This window comes from Streptococcus sp. HF-100, assembly GCF_015594635.1.
Taxonomy (GTDB): Bacteria; Bacillota; Bacilli; order Lactobacillales; family Streptococcaceae; genus Streptococcus; species Streptococcus vaginalis.
In genome coordinates, this window is the sequence record NZ_JADNQV010000002.1 from 71,693 (window position 1) to 93,932 (window position 22,240).

Annotated in this window: 21 protein-coding genes; 19 read left to right on the plus strand and 2 right to left on the minus strand. The window is 39.2% G+C overall.

What is annotated here, in order from left to right:
• Positions 1-156 precede the first annotated feature (156 nt).
• A complete protein-coding gene (gene mnmE / locus IYQ23_RS02645) occupies positions 157-1,530 on the minus strand; it encodes a tRNA uridine-5-carboxymethylaminomethyl(34) synthesis GTPase MnmE (protein ID WP_195673992.1) in 1,374 nt (457 codons plus the stop codon).
• Between the two features lie 358 nt (positions 1,531-1,888).
• On the opposite strand from mnmE, the gene rpiA reads away from it, so the two are divergent.
• From rpiA to IYQ23_RS02665, 4 genes are all read left to right on the plus strand, one after another.
• On the plus strand, positions 1,889-2,578 hold the full coding sequence (gene rpiA / locus IYQ23_RS02650) for a ribose-5-phosphate isomerase RpiA (RefSeq protein WP_195673993.1): 690 nt from the start codon (positions 1,889-1,891) through the stop codon (positions 2,576-2,578).
• Positions 2,579-2,760: 182 nt separating this feature from the next.
• Entirely contained in the window at positions 2,761-3,570 is an 810-nt protein-coding gene (locus IYQ23_RS02655) for a purine-nucleoside phosphorylase (protein WP_195673994.1), read from the plus strand.
• Positions 3,571-3,752: 182 nt separating this feature from the next.
• Positions 3,753-4,466: a purine-nucleoside phosphorylase gene (gene deoD / locus IYQ23_RS02660; RefSeq protein WP_022526244.1), complete on the plus strand. Its 714-nt coding sequence runs from the start codon at positions 3,753-3,755 to the stop codon at positions 4,464-4,466.
• Positions 4,463-5,218, plus strand: a complete 756-nt coding sequence (locus IYQ23_RS02665; protein WP_195673995.1) for a hypothetical protein — start codon at positions 4,463-4,465, stop codon at positions 5,216-5,218. Before deoD ends, IYQ23_RS02665 begins: the two co-directional genes overlap by 4 nt.
• Before the next feature lie 58 nt (positions 5,219-5,276).
• Here the strand turns inward: IYQ23_RS02665 and IYQ23_RS02670 are convergent, their stop codons facing one another.
• Complete coding sequence (locus IYQ23_RS02670; protein WP_420705595.1) at positions 5,277-7,445, minus strand: LTA synthase family protein; 2,169 nt, start codon at positions 7,443-7,445, stop codon at positions 5,277-5,279.
• Between the two features lie 248 nt (positions 7,446-7,693).
• Between IYQ23_RS02670 and IYQ23_RS02675 the strand changes: the two genes are divergently transcribed.
• The 15 genes from IYQ23_RS02675 (at position 7,694) to rlmD (ending at position 22,213) form a co-directional block, all read left to right on the plus strand.
• On the plus strand, positions 7,694-8,857 hold the full coding sequence (locus IYQ23_RS02675; protein WP_195673997.1) for a class I SAM-dependent rRNA methyltransferase: 1,164 nt from the start codon (positions 7,694-7,696) through the stop codon (positions 8,855-8,857).
• A complete protein-coding gene (aroD, locus tag IYQ23_RS02680; protein ID WP_049507947.1) occupies positions 8,854-9,531 on the plus strand; it encodes a type I 3-dehydroquinate dehydratase in 678 nt (225 codons plus the stop codon). Before IYQ23_RS02675 ends, aroD begins: the two co-directional genes overlap by 4 nt.
• On the plus strand, positions 9,521-10,375 hold the full coding sequence (locus tag IYQ23_RS02685) for a shikimate dehydrogenase (RefSeq protein ID WP_106384462.1): 855 nt from the start codon (positions 9,521-9,523) through the stop codon (positions 10,373-10,375). The genes aroD and IYQ23_RS02685 overlap by 11 nt, the downstream gene beginning before the upstream one ends.
• Positions 10,376-10,385: 10 nt before the next feature.
• On the plus strand, positions 10,386-11,453 hold the full coding sequence (gene aroB, locus IYQ23_RS02690; protein ID WP_195673998.1) for a 3-dehydroquinate synthase: 1,068 nt from the start codon (positions 10,386-10,388) through the stop codon (positions 11,451-11,453).
• Positions 11,454-11,486: 33 nt separating this feature from the next.
• On the plus strand, positions 11,487-12,653 hold the full coding sequence (aroC, locus tag IYQ23_RS02695; protein ID WP_022526237.1) for a chorismate synthase: 1,167 nt from the start codon (positions 11,487-11,489) through the stop codon (positions 12,651-12,653).
• Positions 12,653-13,489: a sulfite exporter TauE/SafE family protein gene (locus IYQ23_RS02700; RefSeq protein WP_195673999.1), complete on the plus strand. Its 837-nt coding sequence runs from the start codon at positions 12,653-12,655 to the stop codon at positions 13,487-13,489. The genes aroC and IYQ23_RS02700 overlap by 1 nt, the downstream gene beginning before the upstream one ends.
• Positions 13,486-13,860: a DUF1634 domain-containing protein gene (locus tag IYQ23_RS02705; protein WP_049507952.1), complete on the plus strand. Its 375-nt coding sequence runs from the start codon at positions 13,486-13,488 to the stop codon at positions 13,858-13,860. Before IYQ23_RS02700 ends, IYQ23_RS02705 begins: the two co-directional genes overlap by 4 nt.
• A 9-nt stretch (positions 13,861-13,869) precedes the next feature.
• A complete protein-coding gene (locus IYQ23_RS02710; RefSeq protein WP_195674000.1) occupies positions 13,870-14,976 on the plus strand; it encodes a prephenate dehydrogenase in 1,107 nt (368 codons plus the stop codon).
• An 11-nt stretch (positions 14,977-14,987) separates the two neighbouring features.
• Complete coding sequence (locus IYQ23_RS02715) at positions 14,988-15,326, plus strand: YlbF/YmcA family competence regulator (RefSeq protein ID WP_003023972.1); 339 nt, start codon at positions 14,988-14,990, stop codon at positions 15,324-15,326.
• Between the two features lie 214 nt (positions 15,327-15,540).
• Complete coding sequence (locus IYQ23_RS02720; RefSeq protein WP_117644351.1) at positions 15,541-16,455, plus strand: L-lactate dehydrogenase; 915 nt, start codon at positions 15,541-15,543, stop codon at positions 16,453-16,455.
• Positions 16,456-16,573: 118 nt separating this feature from the next.
• Positions 16,574-17,857, plus strand: a complete 1,284-nt coding sequence (aroA, locus tag IYQ23_RS02725; RefSeq protein ID WP_195674001.1) for a 3-phosphoshikimate 1-carboxyvinyltransferase — start codon at positions 16,574-16,576, stop codon at positions 17,855-17,857.
• Complete coding sequence (locus tag IYQ23_RS02730; RefSeq protein WP_003036058.1) at positions 17,850-18,326, plus strand: shikimate kinase; 477 nt, start codon at positions 17,850-17,852, stop codon at positions 18,324-18,326. The genes aroA and IYQ23_RS02730 overlap by 8 nt, the downstream gene beginning before the upstream one ends.
• Entirely contained in the window at positions 18,323-19,156 is an 834-nt protein-coding gene (gene pheA / locus IYQ23_RS02735; RefSeq protein ID WP_195674002.1) for a prephenate dehydratase, read from the plus strand. Before IYQ23_RS02730 ends, pheA begins: the two co-directional genes overlap by 4 nt.
• Positions 19,157-19,168: 12 nt before the next feature.
• Entirely contained in the window at positions 19,169-20,506 is a 1,338-nt protein-coding gene (locus IYQ23_RS02740) for an LCP family protein (protein ID WP_195674003.1), read from the plus strand.
• 75 nt (positions 20,507-20,581) lie between these two features.
• A complete protein-coding gene (gene rlmD / locus IYQ23_RS02745) occupies positions 20,582-22,213 on the plus strand; it encodes a 23S rRNA (uracil(1939)-C(5))-methyltransferase RlmD (RefSeq protein WP_195674004.1) in 1,632 nt (543 codons plus the stop codon).
• Positions 22,214-22,240 lie beyond the last annotated feature (27 nt).

Genomic DNA, 22,240 nt, shown 5'->3' on the forward strand with positions numbered 1-22,240 from the left:
TTTAGTAATGAAAGGCTGAAACTACGAACTAAAAATTTTAAATGTTTAGTTCTGTCTTATTTTCTTTTTGATGAAAAGTAAGAAGCTCTATGATTTCTAAGGTTATTCCTATAGAAATCATAGAGCTTACTTGTTTTTGTTCGAATTTGTTTATTATTATTTTCCCAAACAAAATTGGCTGAAAAGTTGGCTAATGAGTTCATCAGGAGCGGCGTCACCTGTGATTTCACCAAGGATTTCCCAGGTCCGAGTCAGATCTACTTGCACTAAGTCAACAGGCATTCCTAAATCCAGTCCCTCATTGACAGCTTGGAGACTTTCGACAGCTTTTTCAATCAGAGAAATATGGCGAGCGTTAGAGAGATAAGTAGCGTCTTGTTCTACAATGCCTGCATTTTCAAAGAAAAGTTGGTTGATTCGTTCTTCGATTTTATCAATATTTTGATTTTGAAGAACAGAAATCTTGATAAAGTCATCGGGAAGCTGGTCAACTTCAATCTTTTCTTCTAAGTCGGTTTTATTGAGCAGCAAGATACGGTTGGTATCTTGACTGATTTCTAACAGTTTGCGGTCTTGTTCTGTCAATGGCTCGCTTGCATTCAGCACAAGAAGCACAAGGTCAGCGTCTTGGAGCGCTTTTTTGGAACGCTCTACTCCGATTTGTTCGACAATATCATCTGTATCACGAATACCCGCAGTGTCAATCAACTTGAGTGGTACCCCATTGATGTTGACATATTCTTCAATGACATCGCGAGTGGTTCCGGCAATATCTGTCACAATAGCCTTGTCTTCACGGAGCAGGTTGTTAAGGAGACTAGATTTGCCAACATTTGGGCGACCAATAATAGCAGTAGAAATTCCTTCGCGCAGAATCTTACCGCGGCGAGCTGTTTTTAAAAGTTGGGTCAGAAGTTTTTCAAATTCAGCTGTTTTTTCACGCAACAGTTTGGTGGTCATTTCCTCAACATCGTCGTATTCTGGATAGTCAATATTGACCTCGACTTGAGCTAGTGTGTTAAGAATTCCCTGACGTGTATTATTGATGAGGTCGGACAGAGAACCGTCCAGTTGCTTGACGGCGATATTCATGGCTTTGTCCGTTTTTGCCCGAATAATGTCCATAATAGCCTCTGCTTGCGTCAAATCCACGCGTCCATTGAGAAAGGCGCGCTTAGTAAATTCACCAGGCTCTGCCATTCTGGCCCCTTCTCGAATGGCCAATTGGAGAATTTCGTTGGTCACAGCGATTCCACCGTGGGTGTTAATCTCAATCACGTCTTCGCGCGTGAAGGTTTTAGGAGAACGCATAGCTCCAATCATAACTTCATCTAAAATTTCGTTTTTTTCTGGGTCAATAATATGCCCATAATTTAGTGTGTGACTGGCAACGGTACTCAAATCTTTTCCTTTAAAGATTTTTTGAGCAATGGCAAAGCTGTCCGTCCCGCTCAGTCTAACAATGCCGATAGCTCCTTCACCAAGAGGAGTCGAGATAGCAGCAATCGTATCAAATTCTTTGGTTAACATCCTTTATTCCTTGTATAGTGTATTCAAATGCAATCTATATTCATTGTAACGCAAAACTATGTTCGTCGCAAGATTTTTACATGCTATTTTTGTTCAAATAAATTCATCATCTCTTTTTAATACAATAAAATAAATTTTAAGAAAGCTTCAAATATCATTCGTTTATTCATTTGATATATCAAATTATAGCAAAGAAAATCTGGAATTTTTGGTGTTTTATAATCAAGAAAAATAGAATATTCGGATTTTAGAATGTTTGTAAAAAAGGGATCATTTAAAAAGAAAGTGGTTTCATTTTTTGGGTGCTAAAGTTGGCAAATCATGGTATACTAGAAGCAGATTGAATAAAGGAGCAAAAATGGAGAACCTCAAAAAAATGGCAGGAATCAAAGCTGCAGAATATGTGAAAGACGGTATGGTAGTTGGTTTAGGAACGGGTTCGACTGCCTATTATTTTGTGGAAGAAGTTGGACGGCGTATCAAGGAAGAAGGACTGAAAATAACAGCAGTTACAACTTCAAGCACAACGAGTGAACAAGCTCGGCGTTTAGGTATTCCTTTGAAATCAATTGATGAAGTAGATGAAGTAGACGTGACCGTTGACGGAGCTGATGAGGTGGATACTAACTTCAACGGTATCAAAGGCGGTGGCGGCGCTCTGCTTATGGAAAAAGTTGTTGCAACTCCAACCAAAACCTACATTTGGGTAGTTGATGAAAGTAAAATGGTTGGTAAACTAGGTGCTTTCAAATTACCGGTAGAAGTCGTACAATACGGAGCAGAACAGCTTTTCCGTCGTTTTGAACATGCAGGCTATAAACCGTTATTTCGTGAAAAAAATGGGCAGCGCTATGTCACGGATATGCAGAATTTCATTATTGATCTTGACTTAGGCGTGATTGAAAATCCAGTCGAATTTGGGCAAAAGCTAGATCATGTAGTTGGCGTTGTGGAACATGGACTCTTTAATCAAATGGTGGATATGGTCATTGTTGCTGGAAGAAATGGCGTGCAAATTTTAAAATCAACCAAATCAAAAGGAGAGTAGAATTTTATGTCACATACAATTATATTCATGTCATTGTCATGGATTCAGTCCGAATTGGTACTGCATTAAGTGCTGTTCAAAAAGAACAGGAAAGATTAGAATATGCTCTTAAGAGTGGAGCGTAATTGTGTCATTCAATATTTTTCGAGTGAAAATTAAAAAAGATATAAAAGGATAAAGATATGAATTTAATGGATAAAGTTAACGAAACAGCACAGTTTTTAAAAGACAAAGGAATGACCGCACCAGAATTTGGTTTGATTCTCGGTTCTGGTTTGGGAGAATTAGCTGGTGAGATTGAAAATGCTGTCAGCATTGACTATGCGGATATTCCCAATTGGGGTCGCTCAACAGTAGTAGGGCATGCCGGTAAATTGGTCTATGGTGATTTAGCAGGTCGGAAAGTATTAGCTTTGCAAGGACGATTCCATTTTTATGAAGGAAATCCGATGGAAGTGGTGACATTCCCTGTTCGTGTGATGAGAGCACTAGGCTGTGAAGGTGTTATTGTCACAAATGCTGCCGGAGGGGTTGAATATGGTCCTGGCACTTTAATGGCTATTTCAGATCATATCAATTTAACTGGACAAAATCCTCTAATTGGAGCGAATTTGGATGAATTTGGTCCACGCTTCCCAGATATGTCTGATGCTTATACAAAAGCTTACCGTGAAAAAGCCCACGCCGTAGCCGAAAAATTAGGCATTGAATTGAAAGAAGGAGTTTATCTGGGTGTTACCGGTCCAACCTATGAAACACCAGCTGAAATCCGCGCTTTCCAAACCTTAGGAGCTAGCGCTGTCGGTATGTCAACTGTTCCAGAAGTAATTGTGGCAGCCCACTCAGGCTTGAAAGTATTGGGGATTTCTGCTATTACAAACTTTGCAGCTGGTTTTCAAAGCGAGCTAAACCATGAAGAAGTCGTAGAAGTGACAGAACGTATCAAGGAAAACTTTAAAGGACTTGTAAAAGCAATCCTTGCAGAACTATAAAAACATAAATGTAAAAAGAGTCGAAGATTGAGCTTACAATCACATCTCTTTCTGAACTCAACTAGAAACGAAAGGAATAAAACCCGCACGCAATCCTTTCTGAGATGAATAAGCTCCTAAGAAAAGTTATTTAGCGCTTGTACTTTTCAGTTTGGGTTTTTGACGGGCTTGGTATCTTACTTATGTCAATCCATATTGCAGCAAAACAAGGCGAAATTGCCGATAAAATTTTACTACCTGGAGACCCACTCCGTGCCAAATTTATTGCCGAAAACTTTTTAGAAGATGCTGTATGTTTTAATGAAGTTCGCAACATGTTTGGTTATACAGGGACTTATAAGGGGCATCGTGTTAGTGTTATGGGAACTGGAATGGGAATTCCGTCTATTTCTATCTATGCTCATGAGTTGATTGTTAACTACGGCGTGAAACGTTTAATTCGTGTAGGAACAGCTGGTTCCTTGAATAAAGACGTTCACGTACGTGAATTGGTATTAGCGCAAGCAGCAGCGACAAACTCAAATATCATTCGTAATGATTGGCCTCAATATGACCTTCCGCAAATTGCAAGTTTTCGTCTTTTAGATAAGGCTTATCACCTTGCCAAGGATTTTGGTATGACAACGCACGTTGGAAGTGTCTTATCATCAGATGTTTTCTACTCCAACTATGGTGAAAAAAATATCGAACTTGGTAAAATGGGAGTTCTGGCTGTGGAAATGGAAGCGGCAGCTCTTTACTATCTAGCTGCTCAATATAATGTCGAAGCACTTGGCATTATGACCATTTCAGATAGTTTAGTTCATCCAGATGAAGACACAACAGCGGAAGAACGACAAACGACTTTTACAGATATGATGAAAGTCGGTTTAGAAACGCTTATTTCAGAATCATGATTGAAAATTTAGACGTCAAAGAAGAGATAATTTATGCTATTTCTCGCTATGATTATGCTCATGCCTATAAATTGGCTCAAAGACTGAACGATGCAGAATCAAAGCTAGTTGAACTTTTATATATCATGGCAGAGCGGAGAGAGTTGAATATTCGCCCTGCTATGGAATATCAGTTGGAAATTAGAAATGATTTTCAACTTTTTTGTCATGATTCTGAGGAAGATGAGCAATTAGCGAATTATCTATATGACTTAGAAGCAAAGCTTAAAAACGAACAGGTGATCGATTTTATTCGTGCTGTTAGTCCGGCGATTTATCGGATTTTTATGCGTTTGATTAAGCAAGAAATTCCTGATATTGAATCCTATATTCATAATTCTAGAGAAGCGAGTTACGATCGTTGGAATTTTGAAAAGATGAAAAATACAGGACACCCCATTTTGAGCACTTTTCATGCTGAAAGTCCAGTTCATTCTTCTAGTCTGGCTAGCTTGATTTTACTGTTGGATTTACCAGAGCAAGTTAAAATCATGGTCAAAGAACTACGAAAGTTGGAGAAATCCGTTCGGAACCCATTGGCGCATTTGATTAAACATTTTGATGAAGAAGAATTGCATTCCACTACAGGTTTTTCTTCTCAATTTTTTATGGAAATATTGATTTTGTTGGCGCAAGCAACAGGCATTACTTATGACGAAGAGCAGTTTTACTTTGATCGGGTTAATCAAGTCATCAAAATATTGCTAAATTAAGTGTTTTGTTTCATTATAAAATCCCATACAGTTCATTTTACTTGTATGGGATTTTTGGTTATTTAGAAGAAGAGCTGGATTCTTCTGTTGATGAGGAGGAACCGCTACTTGTTGATTCAAATTGTTCAGGGTGAAGAGCACGATAGCTTGGGGAATTAAACAGATCAACAGTTGAATTACCACCTCGTTTGCTATAAAGGCTTGTAGATTCATCACCTTTTTTCTTTTCAATAGATAATAATGATTTAAGTGAGTTGGTATAAGAATAGTCCTTAGGATTCACTTTCCCTAAATCATTTCCAGTATAGAAGCGAAGCAAGTCTCCGGTTTGAATCAGGTCACTCATTTTCAACTGCTCATTGGTTGTATTGCGGATTTTTTCCAATTCTGCCTTAGTTGTTTCATCTGGATTGGTAATTTCTTCTCCTGTTTCTGTGTAGTAAGTACGTCCACTGTAGCTAGTATACTTAGGAGTTACAAAATAGTTTGATGAACGAAAGGCAACGGTTTGTTGATGTTTAGATGATAACAAATCTTGACCGACTTGCAAGTATTGTTTAGAGTCTATACCGAGCAAATGTTCCAGAGTAGGTAAAAGATCAACTTGCCCGCCATAGGTATTAACGACTTTTCCTTTTGTCATACCAGGAATAACAATCATATAAGGAACTCTTTGGAGCATGGCATTGTCGTAGCTAGACCAAGTTTCAGAATTTTTGCCTAGTAATGGCGCCAGCGAGGGATTCCGTGAATTGGAAATACCGTAGTGGTCACCATAAAGAACGATGATAGAATTTTCATAAAGGCCAGATGCTTTTAAGTAGTCAAAGAATGATTTAACGGCAGAATCTAGATAATTGGCCGTTGCAAAATAACCATTGATTGTTTCATCCTTGGTTGAAGCAAGTGGGAAACCAATCTCGTCTCCAATCAAGCTAGTTGTATAAGGATAGTGATTAGAAACGGTGATGTATTTTGCATAAAATGGTTGTTGTAAATGTTCAAGATATTTAATAGAATCTTTGAACATAATCTTATCGTTCAGACCGTATTGGAATGAATTTGTTTTGTCTTGCTTAGAGAAGTAAGAAGAATCGAAGAAATAGTTATATCCCCATTGTTTGTAAGTGGTGTTTCGATTCCAGAAGCTACCAGCATTTCCGTGGAAAACGGCACTAGAATTATATCCATTTTTTGAGAGAATATACGGAGCAGCTTGTTGCGTGTTTGTTCCGCCATAGTTTACCATAAAGGAACCCTGATTGAGACCAAACAAACCAGTTTCTAACATCGTTTCTGCATCAGATGTTTTTCCAGCTTTTACTTGATTAAAGATATTAGAAAAAGCAAAAGTTGAGTTGGAATGATATAGTGAGTTGAGGAAAGGTGTTACTTCGTATTCTTTGCCATCAGACTTTAATTTATAGTCAATCAGGAATTGTTGGAAACTTTCTAAATGAAGATAGATGACATTTCTACCTTTAGCAATTCCGTAATACTCTTTATTTGGCTCGGCATAGTGTGACTTGACGTATTCTTCAACTGGTTTCAAATCTTCAGCACTTGCTTTAGAGCGTTCTTTGTTGGCACTATAAGTCTGATTAGCACTATAGCCAAGAAAGGCTGGCAACCCTAGGGCGCGGACAACATAATAATTAGAGAAGCCGCGTGTCAATAACTCTGGGCGGTCAACTTCTGCTAAAAAGAGGTTGGCTGAAAATAGCATACTGGATAGAGCAGTAATTGCAAAACTAGCTCGTTTGTTGAATGGCCGATCATCTAAACGAATCCATTTTTTATAAAAAAGAAAACCTAAGATTGGAAAATCAATGATGTAAATCAAATCTCCAGGTCTAAATAACTCAAGAGCAGCTTCTCCCAGACCAGCAGAAACACTACTTGAAGCGAGCATGGTATTGACAGTAACAAAATCACTAAACTCGCGATAATAGATAGAGTTTGAAATGAGCCAGACAAATAATAAAATATAAAGCGCAACTGCTAGAATATAGAAAACCTTGGTTTTTTTAATATAAAATGCTAGTCCAATCAGTAATAATCCTAATGGAAGAGGATTGATGATAGCGAGAAAGACTTGATAGGCGCCTTGAATATCTAGATTAAAATCAACAGAATAGGCCCACATGGTTTTTAGCCAATAAAGGGTCAGTAAGGTCAAGACAAAACCTAGTCTTGTACTCATGAAGTTGAGTATCTTCCTAGTCATAGTTTTCACAAATATATACTTCCTTGTCTTATTTCCTAAAATTTTCACTACTAAGTATAACATATTTTTGATTTAAGTTGGTAATTTAAAATGTTGCATTTTCTTTTGCTAGATAAAAAACAGAGAAAGGATTTTTATCTATTGAGAATAAATAGAACTTTTACGTATGAACACATTTTTTGCAATCATTTTGTAATAAGTAGTACATTTTTTTGAGAAAATTCATAACATTTGATATAATAGAGCTTATGAAACAGCTTACGATTCCTTCTTATACTGAAGAAAACATAAAAAAAGGACGATTTGTTTTAGAAAAACAAGATTTTCCTTCACTTTCTTTTCATCATCAAGTTGTAGAACTGGTAAATGCAAAAGGAAATTTTGTAGGTATCGCATACTTATCAGAGCAAAACAAGGGTATCGGCTGGTTTATCTCACAGAAGAAAGTAACTTTAGATGTCTCGTTTTTCTGTCAGTTATTCCAATCTGCGAAAGAAAAGCGACAAGTTTATCAACAATCAAAAGAGACAACAGCTTACCGCCTTTTTAATCAAGAAGGAGATGGTTTTGGTGGGTTGACAATAGATTTGTATCAAGAATATGCTGTTTTTTCTTGGTATAATCTCTTTGTTTACGAGATTAAAGATACCATTGTTCAAGCATTTCAACAGGTCTTTCCAGAAGTTACAGGAGCGTATGAGAAAATTCGTTTCAAGGGTTTGAATGTTGAATCTGCTCATTTGTATGGGCAAGAAGCACCAGCATTTTTCACGATTTTAGAAAATGGTGTTCGCTATCAAGTGTTTTTAAACGATGGATTGATGACGGGAATTTTCCTCGATCAGCATGAGGTGCGTGGTAGCTTGGTAGACGGTCTAGCAGCTGGCAAGTCTCTGTTAAATATGTTTTCCTACACGGCAGCTTTTTCAGTTGCGGCAGCAATGGGAGGAGCTAGTCAGACTACCTCTGTTGATTTAGCAAAACGCAGTCGTGAATTGTCGGAAGCACATTTTAGAGAGAATAATCTTGACTTAAGCAACCATACATTCTTTGTAATGGATGTGTTTGACTACTTTAGATATGCTAAGCGGCATGGTCTGACCTATGATGTGATTGTGTTAGATCCGCCGAGTTTTGCAAGAAATAAAAAACAAACTTTTTCAGTGGCGAAGGATTATCATAAGTTGATTGCTCAGTCTTTGGAAATTTTAAATCCCCAAGGGATTATCATTGCTAGTACAAATGCTGCGAATATTTCACGTACTAAGTTTAAAAAAGAAATTGAAAAAGGTTTTGCAGGAAGCAAGCACCGTTATTTGAAAGAATACGGTTTACCAGCAGATTTTACTTATAATAAAAAAGATGAAAGAAGTAATTACCTCAAGGTATTTACCATTAAGGTGGACAAATGAAATTAGTCGTATCAGTGATGCCGAAAAATTTAGAGGAAGCGCAGAATATTGATAGCTCGCGTTATGATGACGCGGACATTATTGAATGGCGTGCTGATTTTTTAGCAAAAGATGAGGTTTTGACTGTTGCACCTGCTATTTTTGAAAAATTTGCTGGTCGTGAATTGATTTTCACTTTGAGAACAATTGACGAAGGTGGAAATATTGAATTGACGGATGATGAATATATTTCTACCATCAAGGAAATTTCAACGATTTATCAGCCGGATTATATTGATTTTGAATATTTTTCTCACAAAAATAGATTTGAGGAAATGTTGGATTTTCCAAATCTTGTTTTGAGCTATCATAATTTTGAAGAAACGCCTGAAAACATGATGGAAATTTTATCTGAATTGACCAGTTTGACACCAAAAGTGGTGAAAGTTTCTGTTATGGCGCGCAGCGAGCAAGATGTACTAGACTTGATGAACTATACGCGTGGTTTTAAAACTTTAAATCCAAATCAAGATTTTGTAACGATTTCCATGGGACAAATTGGAAAGATTTCGCGGATAACAGCAGATTTGACAGGCTCAAGCTGGTCGTTTGCAAGCTTGGATGAATCCAGTGCACCAGGTCAAATTTCTCTTGCCAATATGAAGCAAATTCAGGAGATTTTGAATGAAAATTGACGGCTATACTCGTTTAGCGGCGGTTGTCGCCAACCCAATCAAACACAGTATTTCTCCTTTTATCCATAATGCAGCGTTTGAGCAAACGGGTGTTAATGGAGTTTATGTGGCTTGGGAAATCTCACAGGATGACTTGAAAGCAACTGTTGAAAATATTCGCCGCTATAATATGTTTGGAATCAATTTGTCCATGCCTTATAAACAGGCTGTGATTCCTTTTTTAGATGAAGTGACACCTGCTGCGCAGATGATTGGAGCGGTGAATACTGTCGTGAATCAAAATGGAAAATTGATTGGTTATAACACAGATGGCAAGGGATTTTTTATGAGCTTGCCTTCTTTTGTCATTAAAGGCAAAAAAATGGTCATGCTTGGAGCTGGTGGAGCTGCGACAGCGATTATTGTGCAGGCAGCTCTAGATGGTGCTGAGGAGATTTTTGTGTTTACGCGCCATTCCTCTTTTGAACGCATTTCACAGAAAATGAAGAAAATTCAGCAGAAAACTGCAACGAAGATTTGGGTATTACCATTAGAAAATCAAGAATTATTGCAAGAAAAAATTAATGTTTCCGCTTTATTGGTCAATGGGACCAGTTTAGGCATGGACGGTAAGGCTTTACCGATACCAAGCAGTATTCGTTTACCACATTCACTTCTTGTGGCAGATGTGATTTACCAGCCGTTTGAAACCCCATTTTTAAAATGGGCAAAAGGACAAGAAGTTGAAGTAGTGAATGGCTTGGGAATGTTGTTGTATCAGGCGGCAGAAGCATTCAAATTGTGGACAGGAAAAAAAATGCCAACTAAAGAAATTTGGCAGGCATTGGAAAAAAAGTACAAATGAGGGGTTGCCTATGAAATTAAATGTGAATATTCCCAATCATCCTTACGATATTGTCATTGAAAAAGGTACTTTAGCCAAAGCTGGAGAATGGCTGGCAAGTTTATGGTCAGCTCAAAAGATCGTTGTTATCACAGATAATCATGTGGCAAGTCTGTATGCTGAAACGGTTAAATGTAGCTTAGAAGTTGCTGGTTTTGAAGTGTTTGTATTTGATTTTCTGGAAGGTGAAGCTAGTAAAAATTTAACAACAGTCAATAAAGTTTATGAATTTCTCGCTAAAGTAGGGATGACTCGCAGTGATGGTATTGTTGCCTTGGGTGGCGGTGTGGTCGGTGATTTGGCTGGCTTTGCCGCTTCAACTTATATGCGAGGTATTCATTTTGTACAGATACCGACGAGTTTGACAGCTCAGGTAGATTCTTCGATTGGTGGAAAAACAGGAGTCAATACGCCGTGGGCTAAGAACATGGTGGGTACTTTTACTCAGCCGGACGGGGTTCTGATTGACCCAGATGTTTTAAAAACTTTAGGACAACGTGAATTGATTGAAGGCATGGGAGAGGTCATCAAGTATGGTTTGATTGAGGATGTGGAGCTGTGGCAGGAACTGTTTGACATGGATGGTAGTCCAAAATCCATTTTGGAGCACGCAGAAAGTATCATCTATCATTCTTGCAATGTCAAACGAAAGCTAGTAGTGGAAGACGAACTTGACAATGGTGTGCGCCTTTATCTAAATTTTGGACATACGATTGGTCATGCAGTGGAGGCGACTGCTGGTTATGGCAAAGTCATGCACGGAGAAGCTGTGGCTATTGGAATGGTTCAGGTAGCGCGTGTAGCAGAAAAAAAGGGGCTGATGCCTAAAGGAATTACCACAGATATTGAGCAGATGTGTCGCAAATTTGGGCTTCCAGTTGATTATCAACCTTGGCGACAAGAAGAACTCTATCATGCCTTACTTCATGATAAGAAAGCTCGGGGCAAGACAATCAAATTAGTCATTGTTCCAGAATTAGGTAGGACAGCCATTCATCAGATTTCTTTAGAAGAAATGAAAGATTATTTAGAAAAGTAAGAGCTAAATAGCAACAACAGATGAGGTAACGGAATGAGATATTTAACTGCTGGGGAGTCACATGGACCGCGTTTAACAGCTATCATTGAAGGAGTGCCAGCTGGGCTTCCTTTGACAGCTGACTACATCAATGCAGAATTGAAACGTCGTCAGGGCGGATACGGTCGTGGAGCTCGTATGAAAATAGAGAGTGACAAAGTGGAAATTACTTCTGGTGTTCGGCATGGGCGAACCATGGGGGGGCCGATTACACTCAATGTGACCAATCTAGATCATCAAAAATGGTTGGACATCATGAATGTAGCAGATGTGGAGGACAAGAAAAAAGGGCTGCGCAAGATTACCAAACCTCGTCCAGGTCATGCAGATTTGGTCGGCGGTATGAAATATCGTTTTGACGACTTGCGCAATTCATTGGAGCGCTCTTCTGCGCGTGAAACGACCATGCGGGTTGCGGTGGGAGCTGTTGCTAAGCGTCTTTTAGAAGAAATCGGAGTTGAGGTAGCTAGTCATATCGTAACTTTCGGTGGCATTGACATTGAGGTTCCGGAAAATCTGACCGTTTCTGAAATCAAGAAACGTGCTCGTCAGTCAGAAGTTTCGATTGTCAATCCAGAACGTGAAGAGGAAATTAAAGCCTATATTGATCAGATAAAGAAAGATGGTGACACGATTGGTGGAATTGTTGAAACCATTGTCGGTGGTGTGCCAGTTGGACTAGGTTCCTATGTTCAATGGGATAGAAAACTAGATGCTAAAATTGCTCAAGGAGTGGTTTCTATCAATGCATTTAAAGGTGTGGAATTTGGAGTTGGTTTTGAAGCAGGGCGGCTTAAGGGCAGTCAGGTGATGGATGAAATAATCTGGTCTAAAGAGGACGGCTTTACTCGTCGTACTAACAATCTAGGTGGTTTCGAGGGCGGTATGACCAACGGAGAACCTATCGTAGTGCGCGGAGTGATGAAGCCAATCCCAACTCTCTACAAGCCACTTATGAGCGTTGATATTGAGACACACGAGCCTTATAAAGCAACGGTGGAGCGAAGCGATCCGACAGCTCTTCCAGCTGCTGGTGTTGTTATGGAAGCTGTTGTTGCAACAGTGCTTGCAACTGAGGTTTTGGAGAAATTCTCTTCAGACAATCTGAAAGAATTAAAAGAAGCCGTTCAACAACACCGCGATTATGTGAAAGGATTTTAATGCTCACCTATATTTTTACAATGACTTTGGTCGGAATTTTTGCAGGAATTTTGGGCGCTTTATTAGGACTTGGAGGCGGAATTGTTATCACGCCTGTACTCACTCTCTTATTTGGAGTAGACATTAAGTATGCGGTAGGAGCCTCTATTATTGCAGTTTTAGCAACTAGTTCAGGGTCTGCGATTGCCTATCTCAAAGATGATATGCTCAATCTGCGAATTGCCATGTTTTTGGAAATTTTTACGACTTTAGGAGCTTTTGTAGGCGCTATGTTATCAGTGATAACAGATTCACAAGTCCTTTTCTTACTTTATGGCGCTCTCATGCTCTTTCAAGCATTTAATATGTACCAGAAGATTCATGATAAAAAGGACAATCAGAATGTGAGTCACAATGATGCTATCGCAGAGAAATTAAATCTTGGTGGTGAATATTTTGACAAAGGTCTCAATCAAACAATCAAGTATCAAGTGACCAATGTCCCTGGTGGCTCTGTTGTCATGTTCTTTGCAGGTGTTATGTCGGCGCTTTTAGGAATTGGTGCGGGTGCTTTCAAAGTATTGGCCATGGATACTGTTATGAAAATGCCTTTAAAAGCTAGTTCAGCAACTTCTAACTTTATGATGGGAGTGACAGGAACGGCTTCAGCTATCTTTTACCTTTTTATAGGACAAATCAACCCGGTATTGGTTACACCAATCGCCTTGGGTGTTTTAGCAGGTTCTTTCATCGGAAGCCGCATCATGCCTTATGTACCTGTAAAAGTATTGCGCTGGATTTTTCTAGTCGCTTTATTAGCTCTGGGTGTGCAGATGTTTATACGAGGTATACAATGACAGATAAAATGCAAAAAGAAGAGCTGGATTTGGTCATGGGGAAAATTCTTCGCATAGGGATTTTTCTCTCCATTCTTTTTATGTTTATTGGCTTGGTTCTTTACCTTTTTAGTGGTCAGCAGGTCATTTCTTTAAAGAATTTGGAACAGTTTAATCCAGTTGCCTATGTGAAGAGCCATTCCATTTTTGATGCAGTGACGTTTATGTTACTAGGGGCTTTTATGCTTATTTTGACACCGATTTTTCGAGTGATTTCAACTTTTATCATTTTTGTCAAAACAAAAGATAAAATGTATACGATTTTCACAGCGATTGTTATGGTTATTATTTTAGTGTCGATTATTCTGGGATTTATCGTTGAGCCAAAGTAAGGAGTAAGCATGGAAAAGAGAGTTATTTATATTGCAGGTCTTGGTTTGATTGGTTCATCAATCGCGCTTGGAATTCGACGTGATCATCCAGACTATACTATATTAGGTTACAATCGTGGCGAAGAATCCCGAAAAATTGCCCTTGAAAAACGCATGGTAGATCAAGTGACCGACCAATTTGCTGAATTTGCTCCTCTGGCAGATGTGATTATTCTTGCTGTCCCTATCAAGCAAACCATTGAGTTTATCAGGCAATTAGCAACTTTAGATTTGAAAAAAGATGTGATTATCTCAGATGCAGGTTCTACCAAAGCTGAAATTGTAGCTGCTGCTGAAGAAGCTCTAAAGGAGAAAACCATTCGCTTTATAGGTGCTCATCCGATGGCTGGTAGCCATAAGTCAGGTGCTAGTGCAGCAGATGTAAATCTCTTTGAAAATGCCTATTATATTTTTACTCCGTCTCATTTGACGAAAGACGGCACGATAGCAGAAATGAAGAATCTCTTATCTGGTCTGCATGCTCGCTTTATCGAAATTGATGCCAACGAGCATGATCGTGTCACCAGTCAAATTAGCCATTTTCCGCATATTCTCGCTTCTAGTCTTATGGATCAAGCCGCTGCCTATACTCAGCAACACGAGATGACGCAGCATTTCGCTGCTGGAGGATTTCGTGATATGACACGGATTGCAGAAAGTGAGCCGGGCATGTGGACTTCGATTTTGTTGACAAATCCAGATGCTATTTTAGAGAGGATAGAGGATTTTAAGAAGCGCTTGGATACTATTTCAGGTGCTATTCAGAATAAAAATGAAGATGTGATTTGGAATTTCTTTCAGCATGGTCGCCAAGTGCGAAAAGCTATGGCAATTCATAAGCGAGCAGGTGTGGATAGTTTTTATGACATTTTTATCAATGTTCCCGATGAAGAAGATGCTATTTTAGGAGTGTTGGAACTTCTAAGGGGAACATCCATTGTCAATATTCACATTAACGAAGAAAATCGCGAAGATATTCACGGAATTTTGCAAATCACCTTTAAAAATCGCGAAGATTTAGAAAAATCTGCTAAAATAATAAGAGAAAAGACACACTATCAAGTCTTTTTAGATTAAGGAGGAAGACTATGTCAAATATTTATGATTTAGCAAATGAATTAAGCCGTACTCTGCGAGACCTTCCTGAGTACAAAGCCGTTGTCGAAAGCAAAAAAGCAGTAGATGCTGATAGTGAAGCAAAGAGTCTTTTAAAAGACTATCTAGCTTTCCAGCAAGAACTGCAGGGCATGGCGCAATCAGGTCAAATGCCAACGCAAGAAGTGCAAGACAAGATGAAGTCGTTTGGGGATAAGATTCAAGGCAATCCTGCCCTGACTGAATTTTTCAATAAACAACAACAATTGTCTATTTACTTGGCTGATATTGAACGTATCATTTTTGATCCGGTTCAAGAATTGTTGAAATAAGGTTATGATTCAAGCTGATTCAAGATTTTGGTCAGCTTTTTATGTGCATGAAATCCATAGGAGAAGAAAGGATTCAACAAATTAGCGAGAATTTTCTGAATATTTCCACTAAATACTTGTTTTTTACTAATTTCTGAGTATAATGAAATGTATCAACTAAACAGATTTTCAGTTTAATGATGAAGCTGAACGGTGTATTTTGTGGAGGTGCTTTATGTCACGTAAAATTGCGATTATTGGTATGGGAAATGTTGGTGCCGCAGTCGCGCATGGTCTGATTGCGCAAGGTGCTTTTGATGATTATGTGTTGATTGATAAAAATGAAGCGAAAGTCAAAGCAGATGCACTTGACTTTCAGGACGCTGCAGCAAATTTGAATCATCACGCAAATATTATTGTTAATGATTATCAGGCATTGGCAGATGCGGATGTGGTGGTGTCAGCACTGGGCAATATCAAATTACAAGATAACCCCAACGCCGATCGATTTGCGGAATTACCCTTTACATCCAAGGAAGTTCCTTTTGTCGCTGAACAATTGAAAAAAGTTGGATTTACAGGGATTATCATTGTTATTAGTAATCCAGTAGATGTCATTACTAGTCTTTATCAACACTATACTGGTCTGCCTAAAGAGCGTGTTATTGGAACGGGAACGCTATTGGACACAGCTCGCATGAAACGTGCAGTCGGTGTTCGCTTTGGTGTTGACCCTCGAAGCGTTTATGGCTACAATCTTGGAGAACATGGAAATTCTCAATTTACAGCTTGGAGCCAAGTACGGATAAAAGGGCAACCGATTTCTACATTTGCTTCAGTCGAGAAGTTGGATGAGATTGCTCTAGAAGCCCTTAAAGGAGGGCATACCGTCTTTTATGGCAAAAAGTACACATCTTATGGCATTGCGAGCGCAGCTATCCGTTTAGCAGTAGCTCTTGTATCAGATTCACATGAAGAATTGCCGGTGTCAAATTATTATCAGCCATTAGACACCTACCTGAGTTATCCAGCGATTGTAGGGCGTGAGGGAATTCTTGAGCAAGTCAAACTTAGTTTAACGGAAGAAGAGGAAGAAAAATTAGCTTACTCTGCACAATTCATCAAGCAAAAATTTGCAGAAAGTTTATAATTTTAAGAGGGTGAGGAAAAGTTGAATTCAACGAAATGAAGCTTTTTCCCCGCTCTCTTTTGTTTCCCTTCTCTTTTTATGGTACAATATGTAAAAAGAATCAGGTATGAGGTTTTCTATGCAGTTACGAACAAATGCAAAGGGATTAGCTGGGTGCATTCGTGTGCCGGGTGATAAGTCTATTAGTCATCGATCGATTATGTTTGGTAGTTTGGCCAAGGGAGTGACAACGGTTCATGATATTTTGCGTGGTGAAGATGTTTTATCCACCATGCAAGTTTTTCGTGATTTAGGTGTTCAAATTGAAGATGACGGCAATGTAGTAACGATTCATGGAGTGGGTTTTGCTGGTCTTCAAGTGCCGACAAACAAACTAAATATGGGAAATTCTGGAACCTCTATTCGCTTGATTTCAGGTGTATTAGCTGGGCAGGATTTTGTGGCGGAAATGTTTGGTGATGATAGTTTATCTAAACGTCCTATGGATCGCATAACGATTCCTCTTCGTCAAATGGGGGTGCAAATCGCTGGGCGAACCGAGCGTGATTTGCCACCGCTCACCATTCATGGAAATAAGAACTTACAGTCTATTCATTACACCTTGCCTGTAGCGTCTGCTCAGGTTAAATCTGCTTTGATATTTGCGGCTTTACAAGCTCAAGGCGAGTCTGTCATTGTGGAAAAAGAAATGACCCGCAATCATACAGAAGATATGATTAAACAATTTGGTGGTCAGATTTCTGTCAATGGAAAGGAAATCCGCGTTCAAGGTGGGCAAGAGTTTACTGGGCAGAACGTGTTGGTACCAGGAGATATTTCTAGTGCGGCTTTCTGGATAGTGGCAGGACTTATCGTTCCTAATTCTAAGATTATTTTGGAAAATGTCGGTATCAATGAAACACGGACTGGCATTTTGGATGTTGTCAAGGCTATGGGGGGAAATATAAACTTGTCCAATGTAGACAATATTGCTAAGTCTGCCACCATAACGATAGAGACGTCTGAATTAGTCGGCACAGAAATTGGCGGAGAAATTATCCCACGTTTAATTGATGAATTGCCAATCATTGCACTTCTTGCCACGCAAGCTAAGGGGCAAACGGTGATTCGTGATGCGGAAGAATTAAAGGTAAAAGAAACAGACCGTATCCAAGTTGTGGCAGATGCACTAAATAGCATGGGGGCTGATATTACTCCGACAGAAGACGGCATGATCATCAAAGGGAAAACGTCTCTTCACGGTGCTAAAGTTCATACATTTGGCGACCACCGAATTGGCATGATGACAGCTATTGCAGCTCTTTTGGTAAAGGACGGTCAAGTCGAGTTGGAGCGCGCCGAAGCTATCAATACGAGCTATCCAAATTTCTTTGCTGATTTGGAGGACTTACTTCATGGCTAAGATTTTGATTGGTTTCATGGGGGCTGGAAAGTCAACGATTGCTAGCTTGCTAGATGAAAATTTTATCGATATGGATGAGCTTTTGTCAGAGAGACTGGAAATGCCGATTAAAGAATATTTTGAGCAGTATGGCGAAGCAGCTTTTCGGCAAAAAGAAAGTGAATTATTAAAAGAATTGCTACAGTCAGAACAAGTCATCTCAACTGGTGGTGGCATCATCAGCAATGCTCAAAATCGCGAGTTGTTAAAGCAGAACGCTGAAAATATTTATTTAAAAACAGATTTTGAGACACTTTATCAGCGTCTTGAAGAGGATCAAGAACACCAGCGCCCACTTTATTTGAACAATAGCAAAGCTGATTTGAAAAATCTTTTCGAGCAACGTCAGACTTGGTATGAAGAAGTGGCTACAAAAGTTATTGATGTGACTACTCTGACGCCTAAACAAATCGTGGAGGTGTTGCAATGAAAATTGGATTTTTAGGTCCGAAAGGGTCTTTTTCTCATCATGTAGCACAAGAAGCTTTTCCAGCAGATACGTTAGTGGCTTTTGAAAATATCACGGAAGTTGTAAAAGCCTACGAGACAGGAGAAGTGGATTATTCTGTAGTGCCAGTTGAAAATTCAATTGAAGGAAGCGTTCATGAAACATTGGACTACCTTTTTCATCAGGCAGCCATTCATGCTGTGGCAGAAATCGTCCAGCCAATCAAGCAACAATTATTGGCAACGGCAGCTGATAAGCCAATAGAAAAAATCTTTTCTCATCCGCAGGCAATTGCGCAGGGGAAAAAATATGTTCGCCAGCATTATCTACAAGCTAAAATCGAAATAACAGCTAGCACAGCTTATGCGGCTCGTTTTGTGGCTCAGCATCCAGAAGAAAATTATGCAGCTATTGCGCCAAGGAGTGCAGCTAGTGAATACGGTCTGCAGATTATTGCAGAGAATATTCAAGAAATGGCTGAGAATTTCACCCGTTTTTGGTTGCTGGGACAGTCGATTCCGACTTTGCAATTATATCCTAAGGAAAAGAAACTCACGCTTGCTTTGACTTTGCCAGACAATTTACCCGGTGCTTTATATAAAGCTCTTGCAACTTTTGCTTGGCGGGGAATTGATTTGACAAAGATTGAAAGCCGCCCGTTGAAGACCGCTTTGGGAGAATATTTTTTCATTGTGGACATCAATAATGAAAAAGAGGATTTAGTGTCATTTGCGATGAGAGAGCTAGAAGCAATTGGCATTACTTATAAAATTTTAGGAAATTACACCGTTTATACTATTTCAGAACAGTAGATTGGAGCAATCATGGATAAAAAATCAGATAATCTCAGCCACCATGAGCAGTTGAGACTGGACTATCTTTACAAAAATATCCATTATTTAAATGAACGCGAGAAAAAAGAATATCAATATCTTCTTAGCAAGCAAGAAGGAGACCAAAGAGTAGAGTCAGCTCGTGAAGCAAGAGCTACCTTTTCTGACCAACAAGTGCCTGAGAATTTTGGTTACACCGAGCAGGGACTCCCTCAATATCCAGAGAGAAGTTGCCGTAATAAACGATTTAAATCAGAGCGTATACCAACTAATGCGGCTGAAAGTGTTGTAGAAAATACACCCAAGCCTAAAAAGGAAAAGCGGCATAGAAAAATACGTGTGAAGCGGATTCTAGCTTGGCTTGCTTTAATTTTGGTTCTCATTGTAGGGGGCATGTTGTTCATGTTTATAAAAGGCTTGAACACTTCAAAAAACAACCCAAATGCCAAAGCTGCCCAAACAGAAGTCTTTAATGGGAAAGATACCAAAGACGGTGTGAATATACTTATTTTGGGTACAGATGGACGAATTGGTCAATCTTCTTCTGAAACGCGGACCGATTCAATCATGGTCTTAAATGTTGGTGGAAAAAATAAAAAAATGAAACTCGTCAGTTTCATGAGAGATACGCTCGTTCACATTGATGGAGTGAGTCAAGGATCAGGTTATGATCAAAAGCTAAATGTAGCATATGCAATTGGGGAGCAGAATAACAATCAAGGCGCTGAATTAGTACGTCAAGTGCTGAAAGACAATTTTGATATTGACATTAAATATTATGCCTTGGTTGATTTTTCAACTTTTGCGACAGCTATTGATACCCTTTTTCCAAATGGTGTTGAAATGAATGCGAATTTCTCGACTATCAATGGCGAAAAAGTGAGTGAAGTTCAGGTGCCAGATGACCTCAATATGAAAGACGGCGTGGTCCCAGAGCAGACGATTAAGGTTGGCAAACAGCGAATGGACGGACGCACGCTTTTGAATTATGCGCGTTTCCGTAAAGATGACGAAGGAGATTTTGGCCGAACACGTCGCCAACAAGAGGTGATGAGCGCGATTATTCAGCAAGTCAAAGACCCAACGAAGCTTTTTACAGGCTCTGAAGCGCTTGGAAAAGTATTTGCTTTAACCTCAACCAATGTTCCGTATAGTTTTTTACTAACGCACGGCTTATCTTCTCTTACCAATGCTCGTAATGGTGTTGAAAAGATGACTATTCCTAAAAATGGCGATTGGATAGACGCTTATGATATGTATGGCGGTCAAGGCTTACTAGTTGATTTTGAAGCCTATAAAGCAAAATTAGCACAATTAGGACTCAGATAAATGATATAATAGAAAGTGATGATGCGGTCGCTTTCTTTTTTTGGGAAATGGCAGAGCTGATAGAAAGAGAAATATATGTTAAAAAAGAATGATGTGATAGAAGTTGAAATTGTGGATTTGAGCCATGACGGTGCAGGAGTGGCTAAGGCAGAGGGGGTGGTTTTCTTTGTAGAGAATGCTCTGCCTACGGAACGTATCCGTATGCGCATACTGAAAGTCAATAAAAAAATTGGTTTTGGCAAGGTAGAAGCCTATCTGACGAAATCCCTTTATCGAAACGAAGATGTTGATGTGGCTTATCTGAGGACAGGTATTGCTGACCTTGGGCATCTAAAATATAGTGAGCAATTGAAATTTAAAACCAAGAAAGTTAGAGATAGTCTTTACAAGATTGCTGGAATTGCAGATATCGAAGTGGCACCAACCCTTGGTATGGAGCACCCACTACATTATCGAAACAAAGCGCAGGTTCCTGTTCGCCGTGTCAATGGACAGCTAGAAACGGGATTTTTCCGAAAAAATTCGCATGATTTAATGCCAATTGAGGATTTTTATATTCAGGATTCAGTTATTGACCAAGTCGTTTTGGCGGTGCGGGATTTGCTGCGTCGTTTTGACCTGAAACCTTACGATGAGAAAGAGCAATCTGGTCTGATTCGTAATATTGTGGTTCGTCGTGGACATTACTCTGGTGAAATCATGGTTATTTTAGTGACAACTCGTCCCAAAATTTTCCGTATTGATCAGTTGATAGAGCAATTAGTTGCGCAATTTCCGGCTATTAAGTCTGTCATGCAAAATATTAACAACCAGCCAGGTAATGCGATTTTGGGGAAGGAATTTCGTGTACTGTATGGACAAGATTATATTACTGACCGCATGCTAGAGAATCACTTTCAAATTGCTGCCCCAGCATTTTACCAAGTCAATACAGAGATGGCAGAGAAGCTGTATCAAACGGCGATTGATTTCGCTGAGTTGAATACAGAAGATATTGTAGTGGATGCCTATTCGGGGATTGGAACCATTGGATTGTCAGTTGCGAAACATGTCAAAGAAGTCTATGGCGTGGAGGTCATCCCCCAAGCAGTTGAAAATAGCAAAAAGAATGCTGAGCTAAACGGTATTAGCAATGCCCATTATATTTGTGATTCAGCAGAAAATGCTATCAAAAAATGGCTGAACCAAGGTATAAAACCTAGTATCATCATGGTCGACCCACCACGTAAAGGCTTGACTGAAAGTTTTATCAAATCAAGCGTCAGTATGAATCCAAAGAAAATCGTCTATATTTCCTGCAATGCCGCCACCATGGCACGTGACATCAAGCTCTATCAAGAACTAGGCTATAAACTCACAAAAGTTCAGCCCGTGGATTTGTTTCCAATGACGCATCATGTGGAGACAATTGTGTTGCTTTCAAAACTAGATTCTAAGAAATATATTAGTGTAGAACTTCCGATGGATGATATGGATTTAACAAGTGCTGAAAGTAAGGCAACATATAAACAAATTCAAAACTATGTTTTGGAAAAGTTTGGGGTTAAAGTATCTACTCTGTACATTGCACAAGTTAAGAAAAAGCATGGTTTAGAAGTTAGGGAACACTATAATATTTCAAAGAACGAGAACCAGAAAGTTCTACAGTGCTCAATTGAAAAGGAAGAAGCTATTTTGGATGCGTTGAAGCACTTTAAGATGTTGTAATATTAAAACAATAGGGGGGATTATAGA

Excerpts from the sequence above, each read along its gene's own strand:
- deoD (WP_022526244.1), top strand. The coding sequence starts at position 3,753 with ATGTCAATCCATATTGCAGCAAAACAAGGCGAAATTGCCGATAAAATT.
- rpiA (WP_195673993.1), top strand. The coding sequence starts at position 1,889 with ATGGAGAACCTCAAAAAAATGGCAGGAATCAAAGCTGCAGAATATGTG.
- aroC (WP_022526237.1), top strand. The coding sequence starts at position 11,487 with ATGAGATATTTAACTGCTGGGGAGTCACATGGACCGCGTTTAACAGCT.
- IYQ23_RS02705 (WP_049507952.1), top strand. The coding sequence starts at position 13,486 with ATGACAGATAAAATGCAAAAAGAAGAGCTGGATTTGGTCATGGGGAAA.
- IYQ23_RS02685 (WP_106384462.1), top strand. The coding sequence starts at position 9,521 with ATGAAAATTGACGGCTATACTCGTTTAGCGGCGGTTGTCGCCAACCCA.
- rlmD (WP_195674004.1), top strand. The coding sequence starts at position 20,582 with ATGTTAAAAAAGAATGATGTGATAGAAGTTGAAATTGTGGATTTGAGC.
- pheA (WP_195674002.1), top strand. The coding sequence starts at position 18,323 with ATGAAAATTGGATTTTTAGGTCCGAAAGGGTCTTTTTCTCATCATGTA.
- mnmE (WP_195673992.1), bottom strand. The coding sequence starts at position 1,530 with ATGTTAACCAAAGAATTTGATACGATTGCTGCTATCTCGACTCCTCTT.
- IYQ23_RS02710 (WP_195674000.1), top strand. The coding sequence starts at position 13,870 with ATGGAAAAGAGAGTTATTTATATTGCAGGTCTTGGTTTGATTGGTTCA.
- IYQ23_RS02655 (WP_195673994.1), top strand. The coding sequence starts at position 2,761 with ATGAATTTAATGGATAAAGTTAACGAAACAGCACAGTTTTTAAAAGAC.
- IYQ23_RS02665 (WP_195673995.1), top strand. The coding sequence starts at position 4,463 with ATGATTGAAAATTTAGACGTCAAAGAAGAGATAATTTATGCTATTTCT.
- aroB (WP_195673998.1), top strand. The coding sequence starts at position 10,386 with ATGAAATTAAATGTGAATATTCCCAATCATCCTTACGATATTGTCATT.
- IYQ23_RS02670 (WP_420705595.1), bottom strand. The coding sequence starts at position 7,445 with ATGACTAGGAAGATACTCAACTTCATGAGTACAAGACTAGGTTTTGTC.
- aroA (WP_195674001.1), top strand. The coding sequence starts at position 16,574 with ATGCAGTTACGAACAAATGCAAAGGGATTAGCTGGGTGCATTCGTGTG.
- IYQ23_RS02720 (WP_117644351.1), top strand. The coding sequence starts at position 15,541 with ATGTCACGTAAAATTGCGATTATTGGTATGGGAAATGTTGGTGCCGCA.
- IYQ23_RS02700 (WP_195673999.1), top strand. The coding sequence starts at position 12,653 with ATGCTCACCTATATTTTTACAATGACTTTGGTCGGAATTTTTGCAGGA.
- IYQ23_RS02715 (WP_003023972.1), top strand. The coding sequence starts at position 14,988 with ATGTCAAATATTTATGATTTAGCAAATGAATTAAGCCGTACTCTGCGA.
- IYQ23_RS02740 (WP_195674003.1), top strand. The coding sequence starts at position 19,169 with ATGGATAAAAAATCAGATAATCTCAGCCACCATGAGCAGTTGAGACTG.
- aroD (WP_049507947.1), top strand. The coding sequence starts at position 8,854 with ATGAAATTAGTCGTATCAGTGATGCCGAAAAATTTAGAGGAAGCGCAG.
- IYQ23_RS02730 (WP_003036058.1), top strand. The coding sequence starts at position 17,850 with ATGGCTAAGATTTTGATTGGTTTCATGGGGGCTGGAAAGTCAACGATT.
- IYQ23_RS02675 (WP_195673997.1), top strand. The coding sequence starts at position 7,694 with ATGAAACAGCTTACGATTCCTTCTTATACTGAAGAAAACATAAAAAAA.